Below are 12088 nucleotides of genomic sequence, written 5' to 3'. Positions count from 1 at the left end.
GACGGCCCTTGCCGCACCCAGACCCTAGCCCTGCGCCCGTGCATGTGGTGCAACTGACCGACGCCCACCTGTTCGCCAGCCCGGCGGGCACCTTGCTGGGCCTCAATACCCGCGACAGCCTTCAGCACGTGGTGGCCCAGGTGGGGCGCGAGCAGCCGCGTATCGACTTGCTGCTGTGTACCGGCGACCTTTCTCAGGATGGCAGTGTCGCGTCGTACCAAGCTTTCCGCGCACTGACCGGCGGCTTTGCCGTGCCGACCCGCTGGTTGCCGGGCAACCATGATGAAGCACAGGTCATGGCACAGGTTGCGCCAGAGTTGATGCAATCGGTGACGGATATAGCAAGCTGGCGCGTGGTCATGCTGAACACGGCGGTGCAGGGCGCTACCCATGGGCTGCTCGAGCAGGACCAGTTGTCGATCCTCGATGAAGCCTTGGCCTCGGCCGGCGAGCGTCATTGCCTGGTGTGCTGTCACCATCAGCCGGTGGATATCGGCTGTGCCTGGATCGCCCCGATCGGTCTGCGCAATGCCGATCAGCTGCTGCGGCGCCTGCAGGGTTATCCACAGGTGAAAGTGTTGCTTTGGGGGCACATTCACCAGGAGTGGGATGAACAGCGCGATGGCTTGCGCCTGCTGGCCACGCCGTCGACCTGCATCCAGTTTGAGGCGGGCAGCGAGGACTTCAAGGTCAGCGAAGAGCAGCCGGGGTATCGCTGGCTGCGCTTGCATGCCGATGGGCAGGTGGAAACTGGAGTGGAGCGGGCCGCTGACTACGAGGTGACGCTGGATTTCGACAGTCCGGGCTATTGATGGGAGTTAGCACAATTTACATGGGCATTAGGTGTGGCGTATCGCTTCTACACCAATATCATGAAGGAACGCCAACGGAGCAGCTAGTGTGTCAACACCTTCAGCGCTACGGTGGTAATGGCCAGTGTAATCACTAAGTACGTAGCCATTCTCTTGTCGAGTTATCATGCCTGCCGAAATTACTTGTTTTTCTCCCCTTGCGAAGTAGGTAAGGTGAGGGTGGGAAAAATCTACCTCTCTACTGGCTTCTCCAATGATTAGCTCTGCTTGATTTGTAAATATGAATTTATGCGGGCGTTTACCAACATGCTGTAAATCGTTTGCGCTACCTACAATGTTGAAATTTGCTTGCCCCACATCCGCTTTTGAAAGCAGCGTGGCGAGATCCCGGCCGGGTCTTTCTGCGAGTTGGGTTTGTAAGACACGATGGTTGACAAGCTGCTTTCTGGATGCAAATTCTTGCTGTAGTGGTGCAAGTGAAAGTGCTTTAGGATCTAGGAGGCTTTTAGTTTGCTTCAGCGTAATCGGGCCATGCCCGTCAGGGTCCTTGAAATTGACCGGGTTGCCTGAAAATGCCGTGTAACTGTTCAGCCCACCTCTGCCGAATGGCGAACAACTGTCGCTACCTAAAAACCGTTTGAGTGAAGGGCTGTATGCACGATAGCCATTGCCAAGTAAATATATACATGCATTTCCCAGCAAAAAAAATTCTCCGTGGAAGCCTAGCAGTGTAGCGCTATTTTCCACAGTTGGGAGATGACCGTATGGACAGTGGCTTCGGAAAGCTCTGAGCTTGGCGTCAAATCTAAAATGAGTTGAATGCGCTGAGCTGCAGGCAAGCAGTTTTTCTGGTGGCGGCGATCTCATCTAGCTCTCCAAGTGTTGTCTGGAGCTGAATTTTGACCATGGCATTTATGTTGAGCAACTGTCATTAATATCAGGGTGCGCTGGAGGCCCAAAGTTTTAGATGCACTCCCGCAAGAGGTGATTCGTTTGGTGTTAGGGGTAAAATGCTTGCCTAAAAAAACTGCGAAACTGTTACGAAACCCGTGACACTGCGCCAAAGCCCGGTGAACGCGCTACACTGCGCGTCCCTGCGCCCACTCGATCGGGTGCAAAGCCACAGATTCCGGGGTCAGCATGTCGGGTTCCATCCTCTATATCCATGGCTTCAACAGCTCGGCGCTGTCCACCAAGGCACGCCAGCTCGCGGCCGTCATGCAGCAACTGGGCCTGTCGCAGCAGCTGCGCATCCCGGAGTTGCACCACCATCCACGGCAGGCGATTGCCCAGCTCGAAGCCGCAATCGCCGAGCTGGGTGCGCCGCTGCTGGTCGGCAGTTCGCTCGGCGGCTACTATGCCACTCATCTGGCCGAGCGCCATGGGCTGAAGGCCCTGCTGGTCAACCCGGCCGTCACCCCGCACAAGCGTTTCGATGGTTATCTGGGGGCCCAGCGCAACCACTACACGGGCGAGACCTGGGAGCTGACGCTGGATCATGTGCAGGCGCTGGCGGAACTGGAAGTGCCGGCGCCGGCCGACCCAGGTCGCTATCAAGTGTGGCTGCAGACCGCCGATGAAACCCTGGACTACCGCCACGCCGAGCATTATTACCGGGCGTGCGCCCTGCGCATCCAGGCCGGAGGCGATCACAGCTTCCAGGGCTTTGCCGAGCAGCTGCCAGGCCTGCTGGCATTCGCCGGTATTGCCCGGCAGCAGTATGCGGCGCTCGATTTTTCTGTATTTTGATCTTTTGCATTCACCAGACTGACGACGAGAATCCATGGCCAATCCCAGCGCTAGCGCCTATAACGCAGACGCCATCGAAGTCCTCTCCGGCCTCGACCCGGTGCGTAAACGCCCGGGCATGTACACCGACACCAGCCGGCCCAATCACCTGGCCCAGGAAGTCATCGACAACAGTGTCGACGAAGCCCTGGCCGGCCATGCCCGCTCGGTGCAGGTCATCCTCCACGCCGATCATTCGCTGGAAGTCAGCGACGATGGCCGTGGCATGCCGGTGGACATCCACCCTGAAGAAGGGGTGTCGGGCGTCGAGCTGATCCTCACCAAGCTGCACGCCGGCGGCAAGTTCTCCAACAAGAACTACCAGTTCTCCGGCGGCCTGCATGGCGTGGGGATTTCGGTGGTCAACGCCTTGTCGACCCAGGTGCGCGTGCGCGTCAAGCGCGACGGCAACGAGTACCAGATGACCTTTGCCGATGGCTTCAAGGCCAGCGAGCTGGAGGTGGTGGGCACGGTTGGCAAGCGCAACACCGGCACCAGCGTGTATTTCAGCCCGGACCCGAAGTACTTCGATTCGGCGAAGTTCTCCATCAGCCGCCTCAAGCACGTGCTCAAGGCCAAGGCCGTACTGTGCCCGGGCCTGCTGGTCAGCTTCGAGGACAAAGCCAGCGGCGAGAAGGTCGAGTGGCACTATGAAGATGGCCTGCGTTCGTACCTGGTCGATTCGGTCAGCGAGTTCCAGCGCCTGCCCGACGAGCCGTTCTGCGGCAGCCTGGCGGGTAACAAGGAGGCCGTCGACTGGGCTCTGTTGTGGCTGCCCGAAGGCGGAGACAGCGTTCAGGAAAGCTACGTCAACCTGATCCCCACCGCCCAGGGTGGTACCCACGTCAATGGCCTGCGCCAGGGCCTGCTCGATGCCATGCGCGAGTTCTGCGAGTTCCGCAACCTGTTGCCGCGTGGCGTCAAGCTGGCGCCGGAAGACGTCTGGGAACGCATCACCTTCGTCCTCTCGATGAAGATGCAGGAACCGCAGTTCTCCGGCCAGACCAAGGAGCGCCTGTCGTCCCGAGAGGCCGCAGCGTTCGTTTCGGGCGTGGTCAAGGACGCCTTCAGCCTGTGGCTCAACGCCCACCCGGAGCTGGGCATGCAGCTGGCGGAACTGGCCATCAGCAACGCCGGCCGTCGCCTCAAGGCCAGCAAGAAGGTCGAGCGCAAGCGCATCACCCAGGGCCCGGCCTTGCCAGGCAAGCTGGCCGATTGCGCCGGGCAGGACCCGATGCGTGCCGAACTGTTCCTGGTCGAGGGTGACTCCGCCGGTGGTTCGGCCAAGCAGGCGCGTGACAAGGAATACCAAGCCATCCTGCCGCTGCGTGGCAAGATCCTCAACACCTGGGAAGTGGATGGCGGCGAAGTCCTGGCCAGCCAGGAAGTGCACAACATCGCCGTGGCCATCGGTGTCGACCCGGGCGCGACCGACCTGTCGCAGCTGCGCTACGGCAAGATCTGCATCCTCGCCGACGCCGACTCCGACGGCTTGCACATCGCCACCTTGCTCTGCGCACTGTTCGTCCAGCACTTCCGTCCGCTGGTCGAGGCCGGCCACGTCTACGTGGCCATGCCGCCGCTGTACCGCATCGACCTGGGCAAGGAAATCTACTACGCCCTCGACGAAGCCGAGCGTGACGGCATTCTCGACCGCCTGGTAGCCGAGAAGAAGCGCGGCAAGCCGCAGGTCACCCGATTCAAGGGGCTGGGTGAAATGAACCCGCCGCAGCTGCGGGAAACCACCATGGACCCGAACACCCGGCGCCTGGTCCAGCTGACCCTGGATGACGTGCAGGGCACCACCGAGATCATGGACATGCTGCTGGCCAAGAAGCGCGCCGGTGACCGCAAGAACTGGCTGGAGACCAAAGGCAACCTGGCTGAGGTTCTGGTTTGATTCGTCTGCTGGTCGCGGCCTGCCTGACGCTGGTTGCCCTGCCGAGCCTGGCGGGCAACTGGCCGGAACTGAAGCTGGCCTCCGAGCACCCGATCGAGGGTATGCGCGGCGGCAACCTGTCCGGCCTTGTCGAATGTCGGGGCGGGCTGTGGGGTGTTTCCGATCGGGATGACGACCGTGTTTACCGCTTCGACCAGCAGAGTGCCGTGTGGCGCGCGCAGCCGCTGATCTTCACACCACCGTCGGTACCCGAGAGCGGCCTGCCGTGGGGGCTGAAGTCGCGTAACTGGGCGGCGTCCTATGTGCGCGGTGGCGAACTGGATTACGAAGGCATCACCTGTGACCAGGCGGGCAACCTCTTCCTGGTCAGCGAGGCCCACGCGGCGGTGCTGCAGTTGCCTGCCGAGGGTGAGCCGGAGTGGCTGAAGATCGACCCGGCGATGGTCCGCCAGGCTCGGGCCAGCGGCATGCTGCTCAACTTCAATGCCCTGTTCGAAGGCCTGGCGATCAACCCGCAAGGTGACCGCCTGTGGCTGGCGGCCGAGCGCGAGCGGCGCGGCCTGGTGGCCATCGAGCGCCAGCAGTCGGTATGGACGTGCGGGCGCAGCTGCGTGTTGCTGAGCGAAGCCGGGGTCGAGATGCAGCCGCCACAAATGCCCAACCCCCGGGCGCTGTCACGCGATTTCGCCGACCTGGCCTGGTTCGAGGGCAAGTTGTTTACCCTCGAACGCAACGCTTACCGTGTGTGCCGGCGCGACGCTACGAGCGGCAAGGTCGAGCAGTGCTGGTCATTCGCCGCCGAGGCGCTGGTACCTGAGCGCCGCTACGATCAGCCGTATGGCCTGGCTGAAGCGCTGGTGATCGATGCCAAGGGCGCCTGGATCGGCCTGGACAACAACAACGGTGACCGTGCCGATGGCGAAAGCCGGCCGATCGTCTGGCGCTTCGAAGCGCCGCAGGGCGGCTGGAGCGCCAACCCATGACCGCACCACCGGGCAAGCGTGCCGGCAAGGTCCTGATGATCGTCGCCTGGGCGGCGGGGCTGTTCCTTGCCACGCGATTCTTCGGGCAATGGGAAGACCATGAGCGCAACCCGAACACCCAGGTACAGTCGTCCCATGGCGACGGTTTCATCGAAGTGCGGCTGCTGAGCAATGGTCAGGGTCACTTCGTACTGGACGGTGCGATCAATGGCCAGGTGGTGCACTTCATGCTCGACACCGGCGCCACCGACGTGGCGATCCCGGAGTCTCTGGCCAACGACCTGGACCTGCAGCGCGGCAGCCCGGTGATGCTGAGCACTGCCAACGGCCGTACCGAAGGCTATCGCACCCGGCTGGCTACCCTGCAGTTGGGTGATATCCGCCTGCAGAACGTGCGCGCCCTGGTGGTGCCGGGCCTGGACGGGCACACCGTGCTACTGGGCATGAGCGCCCTGAAACAACTTGAATTTACCCAGCGCGGCGGCACCATGCTGTTGCGCCAGAACCTGAAATGACGAGGCCCGCATGAGCGACTCACTGGAACTCAGCCTGGACGGCGTCGAACGCCGCTCGCTGGCTGACTTCACCGAACAGGCCTACCTCAACTATTCCATGTACGTGATCATGGACCGGGCCTTGCCACACATCGGCGACGGCCTGAAGCCGGTGCAGCGACGCATCGTCTATGCCATGAGCGAGTTGGGGCTCAATGCCGACGCCAAGCACAAGAAGTCTGCCCGTACCGTCGGCGACGTGCTCGGCAAGTTCCACCCCCACGGCGATTCGGCCTGCTACGAAGCCATGGTGCTGATGGCACAGCCGTTCAGCTACCGCTACACCCTGGTCGATGGTCAAGGCAACTGGGGGGCGCCGGACGACCCGAAGTCGTTCGCCGCCATGCGTTACACCGAGGCACGCCTGTCGCGCTATTCGGAAGTGCTGCTCAGCGAAGTGGGCCAAGGCACCGTCGACTGGGTGCCGAACTTCGACGGCACGCTGGAGGAGCCTGCGGTACTGCCGGCGCGCCTGCCGAACATCCTGCTCAACGGTACCACCGGTATCGCCGTGGGCATGGCTACCGACGTGCCGCCACACAACCTGCGTGAAGTGGCCAGCGCCTGTGTGCGCCTGCTCGATGAGCCCAAGGCCACCATCGAGCAGCTGTGCGAACACATCCAGGGGCCGGACTACCCGACCGAAGCCGAGATCATTACGCCGCGTGCGGAAATCCAGAAGATCTATGAGAGCGGTCGTGGCTCGATCCGCATGCGCGCCGTGTACCGTGTCGAGGATGGCGACATCGTTGTCACCGCGCTGCCGCACCAGGTCTCCGGGGCCAAGGTGCTTGAGCAGATTGCCGCGCAGATGCAGGCCAAGAAGCTGCCGATGGTCGCTGACCTGCGCGACGAGTCGGACCACGAGAACCCGTGCCGTATCGTCATCATCCCGCGCTCCAACCGCGTCGATGCCGACGAACTGATGCAGCACCTGTTCGCCACCACCGACCTGGAAAGCAGCTATCGGGTCAACGTCAATATCATCGGCCTCGACGGTCGCCCGCAGTTGAAGAACCTGCGGGCGCTGCTGCTGGAGTGGCTGGAATTCCGCACCAACACCGTTCGCCGCCGTCTGCAGCACCGCCTGGACAAGGTCGAGAAGCGCCTGCACCTGTTGGAAGGCTTGCTCACCGCGTTCCTCAACCTGGATGAAGTGATCCACATCATCCGCACCGAAGAGCACCCCAGGCAGGCCCTGATCGAGCGCTTCCAGCTGACCGAGATCCAGGCCGACTACATCCTCGAGACCCGCCTGCGTCAGCTGGCGCGCCTGGAAGAGATGAAGATTCGTGGCGAGCAGGACGAACTGCTCAAGGAGCAGGCCAAGCTGCTGGCCCTGCTGGGCAGCGACGCCAAGCTGCGCAAGCTGGTGCGCAGCGAACTGATCAAGGATGCCGAAACCTATGGCGACGACCGCCGCTCGCCCATCGTCGAGCGCGCCGAAGCCAAGGCCCTGTCGGAAAACGAACTGATGCCGACCGAGCCGGTCACCGTGGTGTTGTCGGAAAAGGGCTGGGTGCGTTGCGCCAAGGGCCACGACATCGACGCTACCGGCCTGTCCTACAAGGCCGGCGACGGCTTCAAGGCTGCTGCTGCGGGCCGTTCCAACCAGTTTGCCGTGCTGATCGACTCCACCGGGCGCAGTTATTCGGTGGCCGCGCATACCCTGCCATCGGCGCGAGGCCAGGGCGAACCGCTGACCGGCCGCCTGGCGCCCCCGCCCGGGGCAACGTTCGAATGCGTGCTGCTGCCAGACGATGAGGCGCTGTATGTGGTGGCCTCGGATGCCGGTTACGGCTTCGTGGTCAAGGGTGAGGACCTGCAGGCCAAGAACAAGGCTGGCAAAGGCTTGCTCAGCTTGCCCAACGGCGCCAAGGTCATGACGCCACGCCCGGTGGCCGACCGTGAACAGGACTGGCTGGCAGCGGTCACCACCGAAGGTCGCCTGTTGGTGTTCAAGGTGTCCGACCTGCCACAACTGGGCAAAGGCAAGGGTAACAAGATCATCGGTGTGCCCGGTGATCGGGTCGCCAGTCGTGAAGAATTTGTCACCGACCTGGCGGTGATTGGCGAGGGCTCGACCCTTGTATTGCAGGCCGGCAAGCGTACCCTGTCTCTTAAACCAGACGACCTGGAGCACTACAAGGGCGAACGTGGCCGACGCGGCAGCAAGCTGCCCCGGGGCTTCCAGCGGGTCGACAGCCTGCAGGTGGAAGGGCCGGCATAATCCGACGAAATGTCTGGAACGGCAATTTCAGCGCCGTTCCAGGCAGAAATGCTGGAGTCTCGCCGATATTTCGCGGATGATAGTGCCCCTGCGGTGCCGGCGTGGCCGTGTGCCCGATTGAATCTCTATCAGTATCACTGCGGTTTGCCTGGTGGCGACCGCCTGGATGGGTTGAATGAAACTCCTGCGCCTTCCATTTGCGCTGTTGATGACGGGTTTGCTGGGACTGGGCGGGTGCAGCATGCATCAGCCAGTTGCCCTGTACCAACTCGACAGCGGTGATCCTGGCCAGCCTTCACAGAGTGCGGGCATGGCCGTAGTACTCGGCCCGGTGTCGATAGCCGATTACCTGCAGCGTGAAACCTTCTTGCAGCGCCAGGCCGATGGCAGCCTGAGTTCGGCGACCGACGGTCGTTGGGCGGGTAGCCTGTCAGCGGACATCGATCAGTTGCTGGTACGTCAGCTGGCGTGGCGTCTCGACAGCCAGCGCGTGGTACTGGCCCCGGCCAGCGCCGGCTTCACTCCGGACGTGCAGGTGCTGCTGTCGATCACTCGCCTGGACTCGGGCAAGAACCAGCCTGCGGTTCTCGATGCGCAATGGCGCCTGCTCGATCGTCGTGGCCGTGTGCGTGACAACCGTATCGTTCACCTCGAGCAGCACCATGAGGGCAGCGAGTCGTCCCAGGTTCAAGCCCAGGGGCAGTTGCTGCAGAAGCTTGCCGAGCAGTTGAGCACAGCGGTCAAGCCGCTGGCCAATCAGCCTGCGGTTGTTGAAGAAGCACCGAAGAAACAGGCGGCGCCGGTACAGGTCAAGAAAGAGCCGGAGAAGTCCAAGATCCCGATGGCTTCGCCGATTCGTACCGATATGGAAGTCTATCGCTTCTGATCGAACCGCCAATCACAAAAAAGCCCGCATGTTCGCGGGCTTTTTTGTGGCTGAAGGTTTTGTACGCGCCCCCGCTATCAGGCCCGGCGTTCGTGCATCCGCGCCAACTGGCGCTCCAGCATCGACGGGTAAGGCTCCATCAGGCGCTCCACACAGCATGCCCCTTCAGGGCTGGCAATCGGCCGGATGCGGGCGCGCTTGCGGATCAGCTCGTCATCACTGATCTGCCGCTCCACCAGCAGCAGGTTGCGGCTGTGCTGCGACAGCGCCAGCGCGTCCTGAGCCTTTTCGGCCATCAGCAGGTCGACCTGCTCCAGCCCTTGCAGGTCATCGCCCAGGGCCAAGCCCAGCTGCAATTGCAGGGTGATGCCGCTGTCGGCCACTTCGATCTGCAGGGCGTGGCCCAGCGCGCGCAGCAATTCGCCACAACAGATGGCGTTGGTCAGGTAGTCCTCACCGCAGTCGCGGCTGTGGAACAGGACCAGGGTGCTGCCGTCGTTGAGTGTGTGGATGTCGCCTTCATACAGCGAGGCGGCCTGCTCCAGGCAGCCGCGATAGCGTTCCAGCAGCTCGGTCAGGCGTGTGCGCGGCAGGCGACGCAGTTGCTCTTGGGAACCCAGTTGAACGGCCAGTACGGCGGTGTTTTGCGGTTCATCGGATTCGACCATGACAGGTTTGGCAGCAGCTTGCTCCTCGTCGTCCAGCAGGCCGGCGAAGGCCGCGTCGTCATCCTCGTCCGCCTGGACCACGGCCTTGGCTCGCTGTGCGGGCTTGACCGGGGGCTCGTGATGCAGGTCGTCGAACTCGTCTTCTTCTTCCTCCGGCTCCGGCTCGGGCGGAGGTGGTGGTGCCAGGCGTGCATGAAGCTGGCGAGCGATGTCGCCGATCTCGTCCTGGCGATCGATGGCCGGGGTGTAAGGGTGCGGGTCACGCAGCCACACCCGCAGTTGCAGCAGCGGCAGGGTGATATGGCGGCCCTGGCGCAGGCTCAGGCTCAGCGCCAACGCCAGCAGGATGGCGGCGAGGATGCCCATGCTCTGCAGGCTGATCAGCATCGGCTGCTGGAACTGGCTCATGTCCAGGCTGATGCGCAGCTGACCGGCGGTCACGTCCTGGAACGTGATCTTGGTCTGGTACAGGCCTTCGGCTTCACCCAGCAGGCTGTTGCGCGGGCGCTGGCCAGCCTCGGCGAGGATGCGGTTATCCACGCTGTAGATGGCCGCATGGGCCACCAGCGGGTTCTTCACCAGGTTGCCCAGCAACACATTGAGGCTGAGGATGTCATTGGACACCAGCAGCTCGGTTGCCGAGGTGGCGGTCTGGGTGGTCAGGCTCTGGCCGAGGGCGTCGGCCTGCTCGTGCATGGCCTGCTTGAACTGCAGGCCCATCACGCAGGCATAGATCACCAGCGCCAGCGCCACCAGGAAAATGTTGGTGGTGGCGATACGCAATGCCAGGGGCACGCGACGTTGGCGCAGGGCTCGGAAGATCATTATGAAGAAGTTGTCGGTTTTGACGGGCGTGGGCCGGTTCACAGAGCGCGGCTCTTAATGGCATAAAAGTGTTGGGCAGTATAGCGAGCAGTGTTTTGTCGGCAAAGTAGAGTTGGCGCCCGATGGTCATGGAAAATCGGTAGAATGCGCATTTTTCATCGAAGTCGGAGCCAGGTTGTGCGCGAAATCGTTCTGATCAACATCACCGGTGAGGACCGCCCGGGTCTTACCGCCGCCATTACCGGCGTCCTGCTCCAGGGCGGTGTGAACATCCTCGACATCGGCCTGGCGGTCATGCACGGCACGCTGTCGTTCGGCATCCTGGTCGATATCCCGGATAACGAAGTGGCTACCAGCCTGCTGCAGAGCGTGCAGTCCAAAGCCCACGAGCTGAACCTGCAAGCGCGTTACACGCCGATCTCCGAGGCCGACTACCAGCATTGGGCCGATGCCCAGGGCGAAGCACGTCATATCGTGACTCTGCTCAGCCGCAAGATCACCCCCGAGCAGTTGCAACGCGTCAGTGCAGTCATCAGCCAGTATGGCCTGACCATCGAGCGTATCGAGCGCCTGTCGGCGCGGGTTGCCTTGAATGCTTCGAGCGAGAAGAGCAAGGCGGCGCTGGAAATTTCCGTGCGTGGCGTGCCGAGCGACGCCCAGGCATTGCGGGCTGACTTCTTCGCATTGTCCGAAGAACTGAACGTCGACATCGCGTTCCAGAAGGACGACCTGTTCCGCCGCAATCGCCGCCTGGCGGTATTCGACATGGACTCGACGCTGATCGAGGCGGAAGTCATCGACGAACTGGCCAAGGCCGCTGGTGTGGGCGAGCAGGTTGCCGCGATCACCGAGCGGGCCATGCGCGGCGAGCTGGATTTCCGCGCCAGCTTCAAGGAACGGATGGCGCTGCTCAAGGGCCTGGATGTCGGCGTACTCGACGAGATCGGTGCTTCCCTGCGCCTCACCGAAGGTGCCGAGAACCTGTTCGCCGAGCTCAAGCGCCTGGGTTACAAGACGGCGATCCTGTCTGGTGGCTTCTCGTACTTCGCCAAACAGGTGCAGGCGCGCCTGGGCATCGATTACGTGTTCGCCAACGAACTGGAAGTGGTCGATGGCAAGGTGACCGGCGTGGCCGTGGAGCCGATCGTCGATGCCCAGCGCAAGGCTGACCTGCTGCAACAGCTGGCCAGTGAAGAAGGCCTGCAGCTGGAACAGACCATCGCCGTGGGTGATGGCGCCAACGACCTGCCGATGCTGTCGCTGGCCGGCCTGGGCGTAGCCTTCCGCGCCAAGCCGCTGGTGCGCCAGTCTGCCAAGCAGGCGATTTCCACCCTGGGGCTGGATGGCGTGCTGTACCTGCTGGGCCTGCGCGACCGCGACGGTCGCGGCTGATTCGCATAAAAAAAGGCCCTGCATGCGCATGCAGGGCCTGTTTTGTCAGG

10 protein-coding genes are annotated in these 12088 nt (G+C 62.6%); 8 read left to right on the top strand and 2 right to left on the bottom strand.

Annotated features, from left to right (window positions below):
- The first annotated feature begins 8 nt into the window (after nucleotides 1–8).
- Entirely contained in the window at nucleotides 9–812 is an 804-nt protein-coding gene (gene cpdA / locus HU738_RS06460; protein ID WP_186601661.1) for a 3',5'-cyclic-AMP phosphodiesterase, read from the top strand.
- 27 nt (nucleotides 813–839) lie between these two features.
- Here the strand turns inward: cpdA and HU738_RS06455 are convergent, their stop codons facing one another.
- Nucleotides 840–1679, bottom strand: a complete 840-nt coding sequence (locus HU738_RS06455; RefSeq protein ID WP_186601660.1) for an RHS repeat-associated core domain-containing protein — start codon at nucleotides 1677–1679, stop codon at nucleotides 840–842.
- Between the two features lie 273 nt (nucleotides 1680–1952).
- On the opposite strand from HU738_RS06455, the gene HU738_RS06450 reads away from it, so the two are divergent.
- The 6 genes from HU738_RS06450 to HU738_RS06425 all read left to right on the top strand — a co-directional run bounded on the left by HU738_RS06450 (nucleotide 1953) and on the right by HU738_RS06425 (nucleotide 9153).
- Nucleotides 1953–2561: a YqiA/YcfP family alpha/beta fold hydrolase gene (locus HU738_RS06450; RefSeq protein ID WP_186601659.1), complete on the top strand. Its 609-nt coding sequence runs from the start codon at nucleotides 1953–1955 to the stop codon at nucleotides 2559–2561.
- A 34-nt stretch (nucleotides 2562–2595) separates the two neighbouring features.
- Complete coding sequence (gene parE, locus HU738_RS06445; protein ID WP_054887884.1) at nucleotides 2596–4500, top strand: DNA topoisomerase IV subunit B; 1905 nt, start codon at nucleotides 2596–2598, stop codon at nucleotides 4498–4500.
- Nucleotides 4497–5483, top strand: a complete 987-nt coding sequence (locus HU738_RS06440; RefSeq protein ID WP_186601658.1) for an esterase-like activity of phytase family protein — start codon at nucleotides 4497–4499, stop codon at nucleotides 5481–5483. Before parE ends, HU738_RS06440 begins: the two co-directional genes overlap by 4 nt.
- Complete coding sequence (locus HU738_RS06435) at nucleotides 5480–5998, top strand: retropepsin-like aspartic protease family protein (protein ID WP_186601656.1); 519 nt, start codon at nucleotides 5480–5482, stop codon at nucleotides 5996–5998. Before HU738_RS06440 ends, HU738_RS06435 begins: the two co-directional genes overlap by 4 nt.
- Before the next feature lie 10 nt (nucleotides 5999–6008).
- Nucleotides 6009–8267, top strand: coding sequence for a DNA topoisomerase IV subunit A (parC, locus tag HU738_RS06430; protein WP_176509991.1), 2259 nt, complete (start codon nucleotides 6009–6011; stop codon nucleotides 8265–8267).
- Nucleotides 8268–8442: 175 nt separating this feature from the next.
- Nucleotides 8443–9153 carry a PqiC family protein gene (locus tag HU738_RS06425; protein WP_176509992.1) on the top strand — a complete coding sequence of 237 codons (711 nt, stop codon included), beginning with the start codon at nucleotides 8443–8445 and terminating at the stop codon, nucleotides 9151–9153.
- 77 nt (nucleotides 9154–9230) lie between these two features.
- On the opposite strand, the gene HU738_RS06420 is transcribed toward HU738_RS06425, so the two are convergent.
- Entirely contained in the window at nucleotides 9231–10688 is a 1458-nt protein-coding gene (locus HU738_RS06420) for an AhpA/YtjB family protein (RefSeq protein WP_186601655.1), read from the bottom strand.
- Nucleotides 10689–10823: 135 nt separating this feature from the next.
- Between HU738_RS06420 and serB the strand changes: the two genes are divergently transcribed.
- The gene (serB, locus tag HU738_RS06415; RefSeq protein ID WP_054887878.1) at nucleotides 10824–12038 is read left to right on the top strand and encodes a phosphoserine phosphatase SerB; all 1215 of its coding nucleotides are present in this window, start codon (nucleotides 10824–10826) and stop codon (nucleotides 12036–12038) included.
- Nucleotides 12039–12088 lie beyond the last annotated feature (50 nt).

Source organism: Pseudomonas vlassakiae, assembly GCF_014269035.2.
GTDB classification, from domain to species: domain Bacteria; phylum Pseudomonadota; class Gammaproteobacteria; order Pseudomonadales; family Pseudomonadaceae; genus Aquipseudomonas; species Aquipseudomonas vlassakiae.
The sequence above is the reverse complement of the archived record's forward strand: the minus strand, read 5'-3'. Positions and strand labels throughout refer to the sequence as shown.